General features: G+C 70.8%; 16 protein-coding genes and 1 tRNA gene. 9 read left to right on the top strand and 8 right to left on the bottom strand.

What is annotated here, in order from left to right:
- Nucleotides 1-35: 35 nt before the first annotated feature.
- The 3 genes from ITJ69_RS18710 (at nt 36) to ITJ69_RS18700 (ending at nt 3,823) form a co-directional block, all read left to right on the top strand.
- Nucleotides 36-491, top strand: coding sequence for a MaoC/PaaZ C-terminal domain-containing protein (locus tag ITJ69_RS18710; protein WP_123293369.1), 456 nt, complete (start codon nt 36-38; stop codon nt 489-491).
- A gap of 88 nt (nt 492-579) precedes the next feature.
- A complete protein-coding gene (locus ITJ69_RS18705; RefSeq protein ID WP_194673643.1) occupies nt 580-2,442 on the top strand; it encodes a glycoside hydrolase family 2 protein in 1,863 nt (620 codons plus the stop codon).
- A gap of 151 nt (nt 2,443-2,593) precedes the next feature.
- Nucleotides 2,594-3,823 (top strand): hypothetical protein, encoded by a 1,230-nt coding sequence (locus ITJ69_RS18700; protein WP_194673642.1) that lies wholly within the window; start codon nt 2,594-2,596, stop codon nt 3,821-3,823.
- A gap of 41 nt (nt 3,824-3,864) precedes the next feature.
- Here ITJ69_RS18700 and ITJ69_RS18695 read toward each other — a convergent pair whose 3' ends face one another.
- Nucleotides 3,865-4,920: an amidase domain-containing protein gene (locus ITJ69_RS18695; protein ID WP_194673641.1), complete on the bottom strand. Its 1,056-nt coding sequence runs from the start codon at nt 4,918-4,920 to the stop codon at nt 3,865-3,867.
- A gap of 110 nt (nt 4,921-5,030) precedes the next feature.
- Between ITJ69_RS18695 and ITJ69_RS18690 the strand changes: the two genes are divergently transcribed.
- Nucleotides 5,031-5,414, top strand: coding sequence for a hypothetical protein (locus tag ITJ69_RS18690; RefSeq protein WP_123340806.1), 384 nt, complete (start codon nt 5,031-5,033; stop codon nt 5,412-5,414).
- Nucleotides 5,415-5,501: 87 nt separating this feature from the next.
- Here the strand turns inward: ITJ69_RS18690 and ITJ69_RS18685 are convergent, their stop codons facing one another.
- The 5 genes from ITJ69_RS18685 to galU all read right to left on the bottom strand — a co-directional run bounded on the left by ITJ69_RS18685 (nt 5,502) and on the right by galU (nt 9,474).
- On the bottom strand, nt 5,502-6,329 hold the full coding sequence (locus ITJ69_RS18685; protein WP_194673640.1) for a hypothetical protein: 828 nt from the start codon (nt 6,327-6,329) through the stop codon (nt 5,502-5,504).
- A gap of 159 nt (nt 6,330-6,488) precedes the next feature.
- Nucleotides 6,489-6,564 (bottom strand) — tRNA-Ala (locus tag ITJ69_RS18680).
- 81 nt (nt 6,565-6,645) lie between these two features.
- On the bottom strand, nt 6,646-7,737 hold the full coding sequence (locus tag ITJ69_RS18675; protein WP_194673639.1) for a hypothetical protein: 1,092 nt from the start codon (nt 7,735-7,737) through the stop codon (nt 6,646-6,648).
- Nucleotides 7,738-7,836: 99 nt separating this feature from the next.
- On the bottom strand, nt 7,837-8,496 hold the full coding sequence (locus ITJ69_RS18670) for a GNAT family N-acetyltransferase (RefSeq protein WP_111086296.1): 660 nt from the start codon (nt 8,494-8,496) through the stop codon (nt 7,837-7,839).
- A gap of 87 nt (nt 8,497-8,583) precedes the next feature.
- The gene (gene galU / locus ITJ69_RS18665; RefSeq protein ID WP_111086297.1) at nt 8,584-9,474 is read right to left on the bottom strand and encodes a UTP--glucose-1-phosphate uridylyltransferase GalU; all 891 of its coding nucleotides are present in this window, start codon (nt 9,472-9,474) and stop codon (nt 8,584-8,586) included.
- Between the two features lie 115 nt (nt 9,475-9,589).
- Between galU and ITJ69_RS18660 the strand changes: the two genes are divergently transcribed.
- From ITJ69_RS18660 to mscL, 3 genes are all read left to right on the top strand, one after another.
- The gene (locus ITJ69_RS18660; RefSeq protein ID WP_123293363.1) at nt 9,590-10,174 is read left to right on the top strand and encodes a 5-formyltetrahydrofolate cyclo-ligase; all 585 of its coding nucleotides are present in this window, start codon (nt 9,590-9,592) and stop codon (nt 10,172-10,174) included.
- A 1-nt stretch (nt 10,175) separates the two neighbouring features.
- Entirely contained in the window at nt 10,176-10,460 is a 285-nt protein-coding gene (locus tag ITJ69_RS18655) for an FmdB family zinc ribbon protein (protein ID WP_131921874.1), read from the top strand.
- Between the two features lie 71 nt (nt 10,461-10,531).
- A complete protein-coding gene (mscL, locus tag ITJ69_RS18650) occupies nt 10,532-11,032 on the top strand; it encodes a large conductance mechanosensitive channel protein MscL (protein WP_133938858.1) in 501 nt (166 codons plus the stop codon).
- Nucleotides 11,033-11,173: 141 nt separating this feature from the next.
- On the opposite strand, the gene ITJ69_RS18645 is transcribed toward mscL, so the two are convergent.
- Together ITJ69_RS18645 and ITJ69_RS18640 are read right to left on the bottom strand one after the other, a co-directional pair.
- A complete protein-coding gene (locus ITJ69_RS18645; RefSeq protein WP_194673638.1) occupies nt 11,174-11,758 on the bottom strand; it encodes a CDP-alcohol phosphatidyltransferase family protein in 585 nt (194 codons plus the stop codon).
- A 367-nt stretch (nt 11,759-12,125) separates the two neighbouring features.
- On the bottom strand, nt 12,126-15,977 hold the full coding sequence (locus tag ITJ69_RS18640; protein ID WP_416354941.1) for an AAA family ATPase: 3,852 nt from the start codon (nt 15,975-15,977) through the stop codon (nt 12,126-12,128).
- A 183-nt stretch (nt 15,978-16,160) separates the two neighbouring features.
- Between ITJ69_RS18640 and ITJ69_RS18635 the strand changes: the two genes are divergently transcribed.
- Nucleotides 16,161-17,033 (top strand): HpcH/HpaI aldolase/citrate lyase family protein, encoded by an 873-nt coding sequence (locus ITJ69_RS18635; RefSeq protein ID WP_111086303.1) that lies wholly within the window; start codon nt 16,161-16,163, stop codon nt 17,031-17,033.
- Between the two features lie 10 nt (nt 17,034-17,043).
- The gene (locus tag ITJ69_RS18630; RefSeq protein WP_194673636.1) at nt 17,044-17,511 is read left to right on the top strand and encodes a DUF6264 family protein; all 468 of its coding nucleotides are present in this window, start codon (nt 17,044-17,046) and stop codon (nt 17,509-17,511) included.
- Nucleotides 17,512-17,589 lie beyond the last annotated feature (78 nt).

The following is a 17,589-nucleotide window of genomic DNA, read 5'->3' as shown; positions in this document are numbered from 1 at the left end:
GAGGCTCGTCGCGCTCCTCTGCGAGAATCGCGGACGTGCCCCACTACCTCGAGGACCTCGCCGCCGGACAGACCTTCACGACCCCGGGTCGCACGATCACCGAGGCGGACGTCGTGTCCTTCGCCTCGTGGACGAACGACAACAACCAGGTGCACACCGACGTCGAGTTCGCCGGCAAGACCCGGTACGGCCAGCGGGTCGTGCACGGGCTGCTCGGCACCTCGCTCTGCCTGGGGCTGATCGCACGGACCGGGGTGTTCGAGGGGTCGGCCGTGGCACTGCTCGGGATCGACCAGTGGCGGTTCACCGCGCCGGTGTTCATCGGGGACACCGTGACCTGCGAGGTCGAGATCCTGTCGACGCGCCTGACGAGCTCCGGCACGACCGGCATCGTCGAGCGGACGGTCTCACTGCGGAACCAGCGCGGCGACGTCGTGCAGCAGGGACGCATGGACGTGATGGTCCTGACGCGCGACGCCGCGATCGCCTGACGTCGCCCCCAGGCGACCGCCGGGTTCTCCGGATGGCAATCGTTGCGACACTCTTTACAACGATGTACCAGCGCGGGAGCATGGACCCATGAGCACGCTCGACGGCACCGTGGCCGCACCTGACACCGCATCCGCTCCCGCACTCCCCCTCGCCTCGCGGCAGGACGGCACCTACCCCCGGCCGCAGATGCTCCGCACCGCGTGGGCTGACCTCGACGGCACGTGGTCCTTCCGGAACGACGGCGACGACACCGCCTGGAGCACCGGGTTCCCCGACGCCCGCGACATCGTCGTGCCGTTCCCGCCCGAGTCCGTCGCCTCGGGCATCGACGAGCCCGGCTTCCACCCGGTGGTCTGGTACTCCCGTGCGATCACCCGCGCCGACCTCGAGGCCGCCGGTCACGGCACCGCCGCACCCCGACTCGTCCTGCACTTCGGCGCCGTCGACTACCGCGCCCGCGTCTGGATCGACGGCCAGTTCGTCGGCGAGCACGAGGGCGGCCACACGCCGTTCTCGTTCGACGTGACCGACGCCCTCGCCACCGACCCCGACGCCGTCCACACCCTGGTCGTCCGCGCCGAGGACGACCCGCACGACCTGACCCAGCCCCGCGGCAAGCAGGACTGGCACGAGGACCCGCACGCCATCTGGTACCGCCGCACCACCGGCATCTGGCAGACCGTGTGGCTCGAAGCCGTGCCGACCGCCTCGATCGAGTACCTGCGCTGGACGAACGTCGACCACGCCACAGTCCGCCTGACGGTCCGGATCGCGGGCGGCCGCACCGGCGGCGAGCGCATGCGCGTCGTCGCCCGGTGGGACGAGCGCGACGAGCACCTCGCCACCGTCGAGGCCACGCTCGGCGACACCTCGGACGAGTTCGACGTGGTCGTGCCGATCGCGCGCCAGACGAACGGGCAGGCCGAGGACGAACTGCAGTGGACCCCGGACGCCCCGCGCCTGGTCGACGCCACGGTCTCGCTCCTCCCCCGTACCGGCACGACGCCGATCGACTCCGTCGCGTCCTACTTCGGGCTCCGCACCGTCGGCGTCGACGGCGGCACCTTCCTGCTGAACGGCCACAGCTACGACGTCCGCAGTGTCCTGAACCAGGGCTACTGGCCGGACTCGCACATCGCCGCGCCGTCGCGCGGAGCACTGCGCCGCGAGGTCGAGCTCATCAAGGAGCTCGGCTTCAACGCGGCCCGCAACCACCAGAAGATCGAGGACCCCCGGTTCCTGTACTGGGCGGACCGACTCGGCATCCTGGTCTGGGGCGAGGCCCCCGGTGCCTACGCCTTCTCGCCGCGAGCCGTCCAGCGCCTGATGCGCGAGTGGATGGACGCCGTCGAGCGTGATGCCTCGCACCCGTCGATCGTCACGTGGGTGCCGGCGAACGAGAGCTGGGGCGTGCAGCACATCGCCACCGACCCGGCGCAGCAGGCCTACGCCCGGTCCCTGGCCGACGTCACGCGGGCGATCGACCCGACGCGTCCGGTGATCTCGAACGACGGGTGGGAGCACACCAACTCCGACATCGTCACGATCCACGACTACGAGGGTGCAGGCGACGCACTCGCCCGCACCTACGCCGACGACGCAGCACGCACGGCGCTGTTCACCCACTTCGGCCCGTCGGACCGCTGGGTGCTCGTGGGTGGCGCGCAGGACCTCGGCCAGCCGGTGATGCTCACCGAGTTCGGTGGCGTGAACTACCAGCCGGGTGCACAGCGCGAGGACGGCTGGGGCTACACCTCGGCCACCGACGGCGACGACTGGGTCACCCGCATCACGGCACTGTACGACGCGATCCGGGCGAGCTCGTTCCTGGCCGGCTCCTGCTACACGCAGCTGACCGACACCATGCAGGAGACGAACGGCCTGCTCAACGCCGACCGCTCCCCGAAGGTCCCGATCGAGCAGATCCGTCGCGCGGTCACCGGTCGCTAGCCGGGAGGCCCGCACTTCGTGAGCAGGAATGGTCGGGTCCGGAAAACGGACCCGACCACCGCTGCTCACCATGAGGGCAGGTCGGCGCGCAGCCCAACGCGTGGCCGCCCGCTGACGCGGGCACGGGCCCTGGTCTGCGAGGATCGGGCGGGTGACGAGCGTGGCGGAGACGAGCCGGGCCTCCCGGTCGGGGGTGCGCAGCCTGCTGACCGGACCCCGCAGCGCGTGGACCGCGCCCCTGCTCATCTGGGCCGCCTCGCGCCTGGTCAGCACGTTGCTGCTCGCCACCATGTACGTGCTGGCGACCGCGAACGACTGGACGTTCGCGTCGTACCGGCAGGACCCGTCGTTCTTCACGTTCTCCGGATCGTGGGACGCCTCGTTCTACCGGACCATCGCGGAGCACGGGTACCCGGCCACGCTCCCCCTCGACGATGCGGGCCACGTCGCGCCGAACGCCTGGGCGTTCCTGCCGGTGTTCCCGGCCATCGTGCGTGCCGTCATGGCCCTGACGGGTGCGTCGTTCTGGGTCGCGGGCGTGCTCGTCGCGACTATCGCCGGCGCCGGGGCCTGCGTCCTGCTGTACCGGCTCGTGCTCGCGGTGGGCTGCTCGCACCGGGCCCGCTGGGCCACCGCACTGTTCGCGTTCGCGCCGACCGGGTTCCTGCTGCAGGTCGCCTACGCCGAGAGCCTGCTGCTCGTGCTGCTGTTCGGAGCGCTGCTGGCGCTGGTCCGACGGCGGTACTGGCTGATCGCGCCGCCCGGGGTGGTCGCGGCGTTCACGAAACCCGGGGTCCTCGCGTTGGCCGTGGCGCTGGCCGTGCACCTGGTCGTCCGGTGGGTCGGGTCCCGCCGGTCTGCTCGACCTGCCGAGGTGTTCCCGTGGCGTGACCGCATCGCGATCGTGGTCTCCGGCCTCGTCGTCGCGGCGGCGGGTCTGGCGTGGCCGGTGATCGCCTCGGCGGTGACCGGGCGGCCGAACGCCTACCTGGACACCGAACTGTCGTGGTGGGTGGGGTTCGTCGGGCGACAGCACTTCGCCCCGCTGACGCCGTGGTTCACGATGGCCTCGACGTGGCTCGGACCGCTCGGCATCGTGCTCGTCGTCGCGGTGCTCGTCGGCGCGGTGTGGTTCTTCTCGCGCAGGAGCACCCGGTCCCTCGGACCGGACGTGCTCGCGTTCACGGCGTCGTACGGGCTGTACCTGGTCGCGGTGTTCCTGCCGCAGCAGTCGTTGCCGCGGCTGCTCATGCCGATGGCGCCGTTGCTCGGGTCGGACGTGTTCGTGCGGACGCGGCGGCGAGCGGTGACGTGGCTCGTGGTCGGGGTGTGCCTGCAGCCCGTCGCGATCGTGCTGCTCTGGTTCCTCGGGTACCCCTGAGCGGCTCGCGGTGCGCTTGAGCGCTGCGCGGGCCCGTCGGGCTACGCGTCGAAGGTGTGGAACCAGGCCGTCCCGCCCGGGTGCTGCACCGTGATCATCTCGTCGAGGTCGCGGTACGGGCCGTCCTGGTTGTGGCTCGCCGACTTGATGCGGATGGTGCCGTCGGGCTCGGTGAAGACCTCGGACACGATGGTGGTGTGGTCCGGCGATCCGTTCGCGTTCCAGTCGTAGAACACGATGTCGCCGACCTTGACCTCGTCGCGCTCGTCCGAGCTCCGACGCGTCAGACCGAACTCCGCGGCGTTCGTCTCGAGCCACGGGTCCATCGTCGGGCAGTACGTCCACGTGGCACTGTGCTCGGCACCGGCAGCCCGGTTGTACCAGTCGGAGCGCTGCTCCCAACCGCGGGCGATGAGCGTCTGGGAGACGTAGTTCGCGCAGTCGCCACCGATCGGGTTCATGGTGCCGTACTCGGACAGGTTGTAGTCCTTCCAGTGCGCCATCGCGTACTGGAGCTGCCGGTCGACATCGGTCAGCGCGGCGTAGGCCATCGACGACGTCGCCACCGCGGTGGACGCATCGGGCACCGGCGCAGCCGTGGGGGTCGGTGTCGCCGTGGCCGAGTCCTGCGTCGCGCCGGTCTGCCCGTCGTTCGCGGCGCTGCCGTTGCCGTCGGACGACTGGTTGGCGGACGGGCTCGGCTCGATCGACTCGGTGAAGAGCGCGACGGCGGCGTCACCAGCGGTGTACATCGCCTGGTGCGGGGCCGTGAAGGTGACCTTCGTGCCCGTGGCCGTGACGTCGCGCGCGGCCACCCCGCCGACGGTGACGCCCTTGACCGCGGCGAGGCCGGTGCCAGCGACGGTGACCGTGACGCCGCCGACGAGCGGGACCTGCGCCGGGGTCAACGACTTCGCGACGGGCTTCGGGGTGGTCGTGCTCTTGCCGGCGTTGCCGTCCCCGGCGTTGTCGCTCTTGCCGCTGCCGTTCTTCTTGCCGGCATCGTCGCTGCCGGACGAGCACGCGGCGACCGCGAGCCCGATCCCGGCGACACCGGCGAGGGACAGGAGTGCGCGGCGGTTCATCGAGGCAGTCATGACACAGCCAGCGTAAGCGACGCACCTGACGTTCCGACACGGCATGATCGTCTCCGGGGGGCGAGCGTCCTCCGTGTCCGCACGGACGCGTTCGAGAGGATCAGCAGACCATGCCCGAGAGCCACGACTTCTTCGTCGCCACCGACCCCGAGACCGCTCGCGCACGGGTGCGCGAGGCCCTCGCCCGCGAGGGCTACACCGTCGACGACGCCGAACAGGGCGCGCTCCGGGCCACCCGCGGCAGCATGGGGCTGACGCTCCTCATCGGCGGTCTCGCGAACGACCGCACCTTCCACACCCGGCTCGACGTGCAGATCATGGTCACCGCGGACGGCCGCACCGTCGCTCGACTGCTGCGCGGCTCCGGCAAGTCCGCGATCAAGGGCGGGGCGATCGGGATCTCGCGTGGCAACCGCGCCTTCGAGCAGGCCGCGAACGCGATCCACACGTCCTTCGCGCAGGCGGGTGTCCTGACGGACAGCTTCGCGAGCTGACACTCAGGCCGTGGCGGGTCCGCTCGGCACGATGACGGACGACGGGCCCGGTGCCAGCTGGCACCGGGCCCGTCGGCCTCGAGCCGGTCAGGTGCAGGAGACGTCGCGGTCGATGGTCCTGGAACCGTAGGGGACCTCGACCTGGACCATCGCGATCTTGCCGCCCGACAGGGGTGTCCCGGCGCAGGTCTTCCGTGCCTTGGTGATCGTGCCCTTGCCGATCGCGATCCAGTTCGACCGGCCGCGCAGCGGGCTGCTCGACTTGACCGTGCCCGCGATGGTCTTCCACTGCGAACCGTTCGAGTAGATGCCGATCGTGCGCACGCCACCGGCCTTGAGCCCGACGATCATGCCCTGCATCGCCGCGCGGTTCTGGGCAGTGTCCCGCTGGTACGACAGCCCCGTCTCGACGTCGAGCCACCAGCGGTACGCGGACGGGCTCGCGACGCCACGGCTCTTCACGTCGTCGTACCCGCGGGCGTACCCGTACATGAAGGAGCACGCCAGGGTGACCTGCTTCTTGCCACCCTTGGTCACGCACTTGCCGAACGGGTTGGTGGGCACCGTGCCCTGGTAGCTGTTCGACGTGGGCCAGACCGACGCCGCGAGGCCCGGATTGGCGAACAGCACGTACAGCTGCGTCTTCGGCTGGGTCGAACCCCCGACCGACCGCCCAGCCCACGCGAGTTGTTCGGCGAGGCACGGGTTCGTGGTGTTGCCGAGGGAGCCGTTGACGCCGACGATGCCGAACGCCTGGTCGGTCGGGACCTGGCGGCCGCACTGCGGCCAGGAGATGTCGACTCCCAGCGGGGTGACCGCTGCGGACGCGGTGGAGGACGGACCGACGGCGACGATGCCGGCGACGACGACCACCGTGGTCGCGACGGTCGCGATGAGACGACTGATACGGAACATGCTCTCCCCCTGGTCGGGCCCGGCGGGCCGGAAGCGCCCACCGGCGCACGGGGAGTCTAAGGCGGTGCGTCGGACAACACACCACCCCTGTTCGTCCACAGCACGACGACAGCAGAACGGCCCGGAACCTGTGGGTTCCGGGCCGTTCGTGTTGCTACCTGGTGGAGCTAAGGGGATTCGAACCCCTGACCTTCTCATTGCGAACGAGACGCGCTACCAACTGCGCCATAGCCCCAAGTGCTCGATCACACTAGCACCACCGTTCGGCCGATCCGAAATCGTGGAGAGCCGTTCGGCGTGCCGCTGGTGCCGCGGGTCAGACCGCGCGGCGCCGACGCATGATCGCGTCGAGGTCGGCCTGCTGGTACGCGTCGTCGTCCAGGACACCCATGCCGGCCCACTTGCTCGGCGGACCCGTCGGCGTGGTCGGCTCGTCCGGCGTCTCCGCGACGAGCTCCGGTACTGCGGGAGCACGCAGCCCCAGCCGCTCGGCGAGACGCCCCTGATCGTGGGCGGACAGCGACGCGGCAGCGTCCTCGAGCTCGGGCCGCATACGTGACACCCGGGCGAGCGACGGGTCGGCCTCGCCCGCTCGGATGGCAGCGGCTTCGGCATCCGCCTCCGCCTTGGCCTCGGCGACGCGCTCCTTGAGTCGCGCAGCGAGCTCGGCGGACGACTCCGGCGAGGCAGCGGGCGCTGTCGGTCGCTCCACGTACAGCGGCTTCGGCACCCGGTTCGGGGTCCAGCTGCGGTCCTGCGCGGGTTCTGCGGACTGCTCGGTCGTCAGCGGCGGCGCCGGGTCCGTCCACGTGCTCGCAGGCCGGGAGGCACGGGTCGCGCCCGCCTCGGCCGCCGCGACACGGGTCTTCCGTGCCGTCGCCACCTGGTGCAGCTGGGCAAGGACCGCTGCGGACCCACCCGCGGCGAGGAGCCCCGCGACACCGACGAGCCACAGGGCGGGCGCTGCGACGAAGACGACGAGCGCGACGACGACGCCGAGCGTGCCGAACAGGGTGGCTCCGAGCCGGGAGCGTCGCATGCGCATCGCGGTCAGTGCGGGCACCGACGACGCACGCTCGAGGACGGGAGCCTGCTCCGCGAGCCGACGGGTGATCTCGCGCTGACGTGCGGCCTCGTGGGCGCGGACGATCGCGGTGCGCTTGGCCTCTTCGGACCGGGCGACGCGCTGCGCCTCGGCCAGGGACTTCGCGTTCATCTCGACACGGACCTCGTCGGGCAGTTCAGCGGTCTGCGCCAGGATCCGCAGTGTCTGCTGCAGTCGGATCGCGTTGCGTTCGGTGGCCAGGTACTGGCGTCGGGCAGCCCACGACGGCATCAGGTAGACGAGCCAGAGGACGGCCGCGACGAGCAGGACGATGCCGCCACCCCACGAGCCGATTCCTGCCATGGGGACACGGTAGGGGCGGGGGTATCCCCGTCGCGTGATTGCGGAACGCGTGTTGCGCGTGTCGCGGCGGAATCCGTGGGACGTGCCACGGGCCTCCCGTCAGAGACGCGGCGTGGTGGTGATCGGCAGCGCCGCTTCGTCACGGGCCGCGAGCGGCACGGCACCGAGGCCGGGCGGCACCTGCCCGCGGACCCAGCGCTCGAGGACGCCCTCGCGGACCTCTTCGGCGACGAGCGCGAAGCAGAAGTGGTCGCGCCAGTCTCCGTTGATGTGGATGTACCGGCGGCGCAGCCCTTCGTACCGGAAGCCCAGCTTCTCGACGACGCGCAGCGACGGGGCGTTCTCGGGTCGGATGCAGATCTCGATGCGGTGCACGCCGACCGCGCGGAAGCAGTGGTCGACGGCCAGGGCGACCGAGATCGGGGTCACGTTGTGTCCGGCGGCGTCCTCGACGACCCAGTAGCCGATCGAGGCGCTGGCCAGGGATCCGTAGGTGATGCCGGAGACGTTCAGCTGCCCGACGAACCGGCCGTCGAGTTCCATCGCGAACGGCAGTCCGAGTCCCGCGCGGGCGTTGGCCTGGAGCGCGCGGATGCTGCCGCGGACGTCGGTGGAGACGTGTCCTGAGGGGTTCGTGGCCTCCCAAGTGCGGAGCCACGAACGGTTCGACGCGAGCGCGAGGTCGAGGTCGCGCGTGTCACGGAGCCGGAGGGGCCGGATGGTGACCCGCCCGTGGGACAGGGTCGGGATCGTCGTCATCGCTTGGTTCCTCCGGGATCCCGCCGCTGTGCGGGACGGGGTGTCCCGCCCGGGTCCGTGTGCACGGTCCCGGGCGGGATGGCCGACTCATTCGCCCGCGTTGAACTCCTTCAGCCACGACTTGAGGTCGGGGCCGAGGTCTTCGCGGTCCGAGGCGAGCTGCACGATCGCCTTGATGTAGTCGAGTTTGTCACCGGTGTCGTACCGGCGTCCACGGAACACGACGCCGTACACGCCGCCGGTCCACTCCTCGGCGCTCGCCATCTTCATGAGCGCGTCGGTGAGCTGGATCTCGCCGCCCTTGCCGGGCTCCTGCTTCTCGAGGACGTCGAAGACCTCGGGGCGGATGACGTAGCGGCCGATGATGGCCAGGTTCGAGGGCGCCTCGCCCTGCGGGGGCTTCTCGACGAGCCCGGTGATCTTCACGACGTCGTCGGTGTCGGTCGGCTCGACCGTGGCGATGCCGTACAGGTGGGTCTGCGACTCGGGGACCTCGAGCAGCGCCACGATCGTGGCGTTCTTCTCGCCCTGGACCTCGATCATGCGCTTGAGCAGCGGGTCGCGGGCGTCGATGATGTCGTCGCCGAGGAGCACGGCGAACGGCTCGCGGCCGACGTGCATCTTCGCGCGGAGCACCGCGTGGCCGAGGCCGAGCGGGTCGCCCTGACGCACGTAGTGCATGTCGGCGAGGTCCGTCGACTGGTTGACCTTCTGCAGCTTCTCGTGGTCACCCTTCTTCTTCAGGGTCTCCTCGAGCTCCGACACGTGGTCGAAGTGGTTCTCGAGTGCGTTCTTGTTGCGGCCCGTGATCATCAGGACGTCGGTGAGTCCTGCGTCGACAGCCTCTTCCACCACGTACTGGATGGCTGGCTTGTCGACGACGGGGAGCATCTCCTTCGGCATCGCCTTGGTCGCGGGGAGGAAGCGAGTGCCCAGCCCTGCCGCTGGGATCACCGCCTTGGAAATCTGGAAGCCCATGCCCCAGACCGTATCCGATCCGGGTTTCCGGGGCATGTCATCGCTACTGGGGACACGGCATCAGCGCGTTTCCCGGCGGGAAGCCGCAACGGATGCGCTCGGTAGACTCCTGCGCATGATCGCTGATCTCGGGAACGAGAAGCGCGCCCTGCGAGCCGAACTCCGGCAGCGGCGGCGCACCCGGACCACGACGGAACGCGACGCGGACAGTGCGGCGCTCACCGCGACCCTGCAGCGCTTCGCCGAGGAGCGCCAGGTCACCTCGCTGGCGCTCTACCTGTCGGCGTCGGACGAGCCGAACGTCCGGCCGTTCCTGAACTGGGCGTTCGCGCACGACATCCGGGTGCTGCTGCCGGTCACCCGCGAGGACGGCCTGCTCGACTGGGCGGTCGGCGACGGTGAGAGCGAGACCGAGGGCATCTTCGGCATGCCCGAGGTCGTCGGCGAGGTCCTGTCCCCGATCGCCATCAACGACGTCGACGCGATCCTCGCCCCCGCGGCTGCGGTCGGGCACGACGGCGTCCGGATGGGATGGGGTCGCGGCTACTACGACAAGACCCTCGGGTCCATGGCGAAGCGCCCGCCCGTCTATGCTGTGATCTTCGACGCGGAGTACCTCGACGAGGTCCCGCGCGAACCCCACGACGAACCCGTCGACGGCATCATCACGCCGTCGCGCATCATCACGTTCCGGAGCTGACGTGCCTACTTACTCGTACCGTTGCACCGAGTGCGACAACGCGTTCGACATCAAGCAGTCGTTCTCCGACGCCACCCTGACCGAGTGCCCGGTGTGCGGCGGTGTCCTGCGCAAGGTGTTCTCCCCCGTCGGCGTGACGTTCAACGGCGGCGGCTTCTACCGCACCGACTCGCGCCCGGCGCCGAAGTCCGAGGGCTCGTCGAGCACGCCGGCGAAGTCGGAGACGAAGTCCGCCCCGGCCAAGACCGAGTCGAAGCCGAGCACGCCGAAGCCCAGCGCCTCCTGACCACGAGCGCTCCTCGCCGATAGGTTGATGGGGTCGCCGTCCGGCGGCTGTCCTCGACCGGAAGGAGTCCCGTGAAGGGCTTCAAGGAGTTCCTGCTCCGCGGCAACGTCATCGACCTGGCCGTCGCAGTCGTCATCGGTGCTGCGTTCACCGCGATCGTCACCGCGATCGTCACCAGCCTCATCAACCCCCTGATCGGCGCGGTCTTCAACGCGTCGAGCCTCGACAAGGCGCTCGTCGTCCACATCCCGACGGTCTCCGGCGGGGACGCGAAGATCCTGTTCGGCGCGATCATCGGCGCGGTGCTCAACTTCGTCATCGTCGCCGCGGTCGTGTACTTCGCGCTCGTCGTACCCGTGAACCACCTGAAGAAGGTGGCGTTCGAGCGCGTCAAGAACGACGAGGAGCAGACCCCGCAGGACGTGCCCCCGACGGACGTCGAGGTGCTGCTCGAGATCCGCGACCTGCTCCGCTCCCAGAACGGCGTCTCCACGAGCACGGGAACCGGCGCGCACATCGCCCCGAACACCGCTCCCGAGGGACCCGGCATCGGCGGCTCGACGAAGCTCTAGCAGGGTCGTCCCCGCCGAAAGCGCCGCGATCGCGCCCCTCCACGGCCATCGCGCCCCGACTCTTCGGGGCGCGATGCCCGTTCGGGGGCGCGATCGTGCGCTACCGGCCGCAGCCGGCGTCACGCTGCGGCAGGGGGCGCGTCAGGCGGCCGTGACCGCTCGGCGCTTGGCGAACATCGCCGTCGCGTACTGGATACCCGCCAGGACGTGGCCCACGGTGCCGAGGTAGACGAAGACCAGTGCGACGATCCGCACCCACGGCGCGTTCTCGTCGACGGCGTGCACGGCCGAGAACAGCAGCACCGGCAGGCCCACGAAGAGCAGCGCGGAGCGGATCTTGCCGGTCCACGTGACGTCGAGGTCCGGGTTGCCGTGGAACAGCACGCTCGACAGCACCACGAGCACCAGGTCGACGAGCACGACGACGGCGACGACCCACCACGGCAGCAAGCCGGTCAACACGAGCGACAGCACGATCGCGATGATGGCGAGTCGGTCGGCGACGGGGTCGATCGCCTTGCCGAGCTTCGAGCCCTGGTCGAACGTGCGCGCGATGAAGCCGTCCGCCCAGTCGCTCACGCCGATGACGACGAGTGCGACCAACGCCCAACCCGGGTGTCCGGCGACGACGAGCCACACGAAGACCGGGATCAGCAGCAGCCGGAACAGCGAGATCAGGTTCGGCCAGGTCTGCCAGTCGGGGCGCTCCCGCACGGTGTCAGTCATCGCAGGCCAGGCTACCTGCTACCAGTGGGGCGGGACGTCCGCCCGGAGACGGACATCGTTCTCGCCGGATCCGTGCCGCGCCGGCTCCGGCGCGGGGGTGGGGTCCGAGCCCGGCACCGGCTGGGTGGTGACGCGTCTGCGGCGCCGCACCGGGCCTCCCGACAGGTCGTCCGTGTCGCGTTCCGGAGACGCTGACCGGACGGGAGGCGCGGCTGACGACGCGTCGTCGGCTCGCGTCCACGTGCCCACCAGCTGGTCCGTCTCCGGCGTCACCGGACCGGCGGGCCGGGAGGCCCGCCGACTCGGCCGGTCGGTCATCGGCGTGCGGGGCCGATGGCGGGCACGCGGGGATCGAGATCCTGCGTGTTCACCGGCGGGCGGGGATCGGCGGGATCGAGATCTCCTGCGTGGCGCCACGGTCGACACCGAGCACGGCGGCGACCGTGTTCGCGACGCGGTCCGGGTCGGAGAACAGCTGGAACGCGTGCACGCGGACGTAGTGCCATCCGAGTCGGCGCAGGACCTCGGGGCGCAGGCGGAGTGACTCGCGCAGCGATCCCTTGACCAGCGACGCGTCGGTCTCGATCGTGACGCAGACCCCGCCGTGCGCGGCCACCAGGCCGAGCTTGCCGCGGTGTCCGAGTGCGACCGGGATGCCGCGCATCTCGAGTCGGCGGGCCAGGTCGACGAGCAGCGGGTCGGAGTCGTCCGGCACGTACTCGGCGGTGGTGCGCGCACGCACCTCGGCCAGGATCTCGGCGAGGGCGACGGTGCCGTGGCCCATGCGCTCGGCCTCGATGTCGGACGGCTGGAAGCACGTCACGATCACCATCGAGCGGCGCGCACGGGTCATCGCGACCGCGAGCAGCCGCTCGCCGCCGGGCTTGCCGAGCGGACCGAAGTCGCGCAGGACGCGGCCGTGCGGGGTGCGGCCGTAGCCGATCGAGAACACGACGCGGTCGCGGCTCTGCGCCACCGACTGCTCGAGCGTCGCCACGATGAACGGCTCGGCACGGTCGCCGATGACGAACTCGGTCAGGTCCTTGTGGCCCTGCGCCGCGGTCAGCACGGCCTGCTCGACGCGCACGGCGTGCTTCGCCGAGGCGGTGATGACCATGAGCGACTCGGACGGGCGGGTGCGGGCGTGGTCGATGACGAGGCGGACGACGCGGTCCACCTCGGCGTCGACGCTCTCGACGGCGCCGGACTCGGGGTCCGGCACGGCCTTGCCGTCGCTGACGTAGTCGAGCGCGATCGAGCCGTGCCCGAGGAACGAACCGGCCCACGGCAGCGACTCGATCTTGCCGCCGTAGAAGCGACGGTTCACGAGCTCGGCCAGGTCCTCGCCGCCGGCGCGGTACGACCGCGAGAGCGACAGGGTCGGCAGCAGCGTGGAGAGCTTCGCCAGGGCGGAGTCGGCGTGGAAGGCGTCGAGGGTGCCCTCGTCGACCTGCAGCGCACGGTGCTCGGGGTCGACGGCGATGCGGAACGGCGACGGCGTCTGCGTGACCGGGTCACCGAAGACGACGGTCTGGCGCGCACGACGGACTGCTCCGACGGTCTCGGCGATCGTCACAGCGCCGGCGTCGACCAGGATCACGGTGTCGAACGGCATCGTGTCGGCGATCTGCGACACCTCGTACGGGCTCGCGAGCCACACGGGCGCGATCGACCGGGACAGGTGCGGTGCGGAGTCCTGGAGCAGCCGCGAGGTGATCGCACCCTCGCGCAGCTGGGTCTTCAGCGCTGTGGCCTCTTCCGGCCAGTCGACGAGTCCGACCTTCCAGTTCTCGGCGAGCTGCCACGCCAGGCCCTGGGAGACCCCGGCTGCGTGGGCGTCGTCGACGAGGCGGAAGTCGGCCTCCACCCGGTCGAGCATGTCGGTGTTCGCGCCGAGCAGCGCCCGGTCGGACTCGAGCATGGTCTCGAGGGCGGACTGCCACCAGGCGAGCTCGAGCTCGGCCGGCACCTGCAGGTCCGGCACGTGCCGGTTCGCCAGGTCGGTGATGAGCGGCTGGAGCTGCAGGTCGCGCAGGGTCTGCATGAGCTCGGTGCGCTCCTGCAGGTTGTGCAGGACGTCGGACTCGGCCGCGAGCTCGGCGATGGTGGGGACGAGTTGGTCGACCGGGGTGTTCGCGAGCTGACGGTCGCGCTCGGTCCGGCCGAGCGGCTCGTCGAGCCGCGCGAGGTCCTCGGCGACGTTCGAGAACAGCACCTGCACGTCCGCGATGCCCGTGGGCACCTCGGGGTTCACGCCGGCCGCGACGTAGCGCTGCCACAGCACGCGCTGCTGCTGCACCCGGGTCAGGGCCTCGTGCAGGTCGGAGACGTGCACGCCGGGGCGGACGTACTCACGAGCGAGCTTCTTCAGGCGACGACGGTTCGTCGACGACATCGGAGCGCCCTCGCCACGCGGGGCGGTGGCAGCGACGAGCTCGGACACCGAGCGATCGAAGACCACCGGCAGGAAGCGGTCGAGGGTGTCACGGATCTCGGTGAGCAGGCGCAGGTAGATGCCGAGCTCGTTGATCGTCGTGAACTGGCGCATGTGCGTCGAGCTCACCAGGTCGTGCGCCCGGCGGAGCAGCGTCGGCAGCCCGTCGGAGTCGAGGTCCTTCGCGATGCGGTGGGCGCGCTGGGCACCGTCGCTGGTGGAGAACTTCGCGCCGTACCAGGGCGAGTCGTCGGGGCCGTAGCGGAACTCACCGAGGTTGGCCGCGCTGACCATCGTCTCGGCGACGCGCGAGCGCCCCTCGACCATGGACGCCACGGACTGCTTCGACAGCCGCGCGGTCGTCGACGGCGGGACCGGCAGGAGCGACAGGCGCGAGAGCTCGACCAGGCAGTCGAGCACCGAGACGCCGAAGTCGGCGTCCTTGCGGGTGAGCGAACCGCGGTAGTCCTTCAGCACCTTGCGGAGCCGGACCAGGGCGTCGTCGACCTCGCGCAGGTTCGGACGGGCCGCTTTCTCGTTCCGGGCGATGGCACGGACGACGTCACGGCGCAGGGTCGACGGTGTGACCGCGACGCCGGGCAGCTGGACCTCGCCGAAGCGCGCCGCGATGCCCCGCAGGGTCGCACGGCGCGGGCTCACCACGAGGACGCGCTTGTTCGCGGCGACCAGGCCACCCAGGGCGTTCACGATCGTCTGGGTGCCGCCGGTGCCGGGCAGGGTCTTGACGACGATGGAGTTGCCGGCCGCGATCTGCGCGATCACGTTCTCCTGCTCGTCGTCGGCGTCGAGCAGCAGCGTGTCGGTCTCCGGGCTGCGCTCGTCCGACGGGGTCTGCTCGACCGGGTGGTACGACTGCTCGACCTGCCACTTGGCGCTCGGGTTGCCGGCCAGGGCGTCGAGCACGGGGTGGGACAGGTCGCCGGTGTCCTCGACCAGACCGGTCGCGACCTCGGCGAACGTGGAGACCACGAGCCGGGCGTGCACGGAGAAGCCGGGGATGTGCGCGGTCAGGCCACGCAGGCGGTCGATGACGGGGTTCGGGGTGAACGAGCCGTCCTGCTGCGCGAGTGCCACGAACGACTGCGCGTCGAGGATGACGCCGAACTGCTCGTGCAGGGCGTCGGCGAGACCCGGGTTGAGCACGGGTTCGCCGAGGAGCCGGACCTCGAAGTCCCGCCCGTGGCGGCGGATCGCCAGCGGGCGCAGGAGCACCGGCCCGCGGAACTGCTCGTCGCCGTGCTTCCAGTCGGCCATGCCGATGCCGAGCTTCACGGCGTCGATCCCGCGCACGGTGGCGAGCTCGGTGCCCTTCGCCTCGACCTGGCCGGCGGCGACGCGGGCGGCACGGAGCGCCACCTCGTCGCGGATCAGGCTGGACAGCAGGGTGGTCTTGCCGGTGATGAACTGGGCGAGGCCGCCCGGGTGCGTCGTCGACAGTTCGATGCGCGCGCGGGGGTGGTCGCTGAAGTGGGTGAGCGGGCTCGTTCCGCCGACGCCGGTGAGCTGGCCGCGCCAGCCGTCCCACGTCGGTTCGGCCGCGTTGCCCGCCTGCAGCCGGGGATCGCCGAGGCTGATCGCCTGCGGGCTGGTCAGCTGCAGTTCCGGGCGGAGCGTGCGGTCCGGTTCGTCGTCGGTCCGGTCCTCGTCCACGTCCTGCTGCTCGTCTCGGTCGTCTCGCTCGTCGCGGTGGTCTCGCTGACCGCGGTCGTCTCGCTCGTCATCCGGGCGCTCGTGGGCACCCTCGACGGGGACGTCGTCGTTCACGTCGTCCTCACCGTCGGTCGCCCTGTCCGCTCGCCACACATCCGACACTGTAGGCGGGAACGAGCGCCCTCTCTGGCAATGAACCGAGGTTTCGGGGTTTCCGACGGACGCACCGCACGTCAGATCTGCGGTGTGACGCGTCGGATCTGCGGTGCAACGCGTCCGATGTGGTACCAACGGGGCATGGCCATCGACGACCGCACCACCCCGTCCGCCCCCACGCCGAACCGGCGTCGATCGGTCCCCGCCGAGATCTCCCGCTCGTGGCTGCTCGTCTCCGGCACCGCGACCGACCGGTTCGAGAAGTCCCAGCGGTCCCGCGCCGACCAGATCATCCTGGACATCGAGGACGCCGTCGACCCCGCCGCCAAGCCCTCGGCACGGCAGGGCGTCGCCGCGTGGCTGGCCGGAGGCGGCGAGGCCTGGGTCCGGATCAACGACGTCACGACCGACTTCTGGGCCGACGACGTCGAAGAACTCCGCGGCCTGCCCGGACTGCAGGGCGTGATGCTCGCGAAGACCGAGTCCCCGGCCCAGGTCACCGACACGTGGCACCGGCTCGGCGGCCAGACCCCGGTGATCGCCCTGGTCGAGTCGGCGCTCGGCATCGAGGAGTCCGTCTCGATCGCGCGGGCCCAGGGCGCGTTCCGACTGGCGTTCGGCTCCGGCGACTACCGCCGCGACACCGGCACGAGCGCCGACACCCTCGCGATGGCGTACCCGCGATCGAAGCTCGTCGTCGCCTCGCGCGTCGGCGACCTGCCCGGCCCGATCGACGGCCCGACGGTGGGGTCGTCGCACCCGATCCTGCGGGAGCAGTCGCAGGTCGCGGTGTCGCTCGGCCTCACCGGCAAGCTCTGCCTGGACACCGAGCAGTTGCCCGTCATCAACGAGGTCATCTCCCCCACGCCGACCGACGTCGCCTGGGCGCAGGACTTCCTCGACGACTTCGAGGCCCGCGGCAAGGTCATCCGCGACGGTTCCGACCTGCCCCGCCTGGGTCGGGCGCAGAAGATCCAGCGGCTCGCACAGGCGTTCGGCGTGGAAGCGCGGTAGGACTGCTCCCATGACCTGGTCCAACGTCCCCGGCGGTCCGCCGCAGTCCTCGCCCGGCCCCCAGGACCCGCAGCGCGCGGCCTGGGAGCGCAGCGGCACCACGTTGTTCCCGCCGGCGAAGCTCGCCGACCGGATCTCCACCGTGCTGCTGCTGGCCTTCGGCGCCGTGATGACCATCGTCACCGCCGTCGTCGGCATCATCGCGGTCATCTCGGCGACCGCGACCTGCGATGCCTCGGCCGGGTGCTCGCCCGGCGGGTACATCGGCGGCACGGCCATCGCGGTTGGCGGCGCGTTCGTGATCGGCGTCGCCACGGTCGTGCTGGCGATCGGCGCGTGGATCCGTCGGAAGTCGTCGTGGTGGATCGCCGCGGTCGGCTTCGTGCTCGCGATCGCCGTCATCACGTGGGGTGGGGTCGTCTTCGCGAACGCCGCCGACGACGAGACCGCATCGTCCTCGGTGTCCGCGAGCGCCTAGCTGTACTCGGCCATGACGTTGGTGACACTTCGGGTCTTGTGACGTAGCGAGGCCTCCTGGCTTGATGGAGCTGTCTAG

The sequence above is a fragment of the Curtobacterium sp. VKM Ac-2887 genome (assembly GCF_015350935.1).
In the GTDB taxonomy this organism is placed as follows: domain Bacteria; phylum Actinomycetota; class Actinomycetes; order Actinomycetales; family Microbacteriaceae; genus Curtobacterium.
This window is presented reverse-complemented; position numbering and strand designations above follow the sequence as displayed.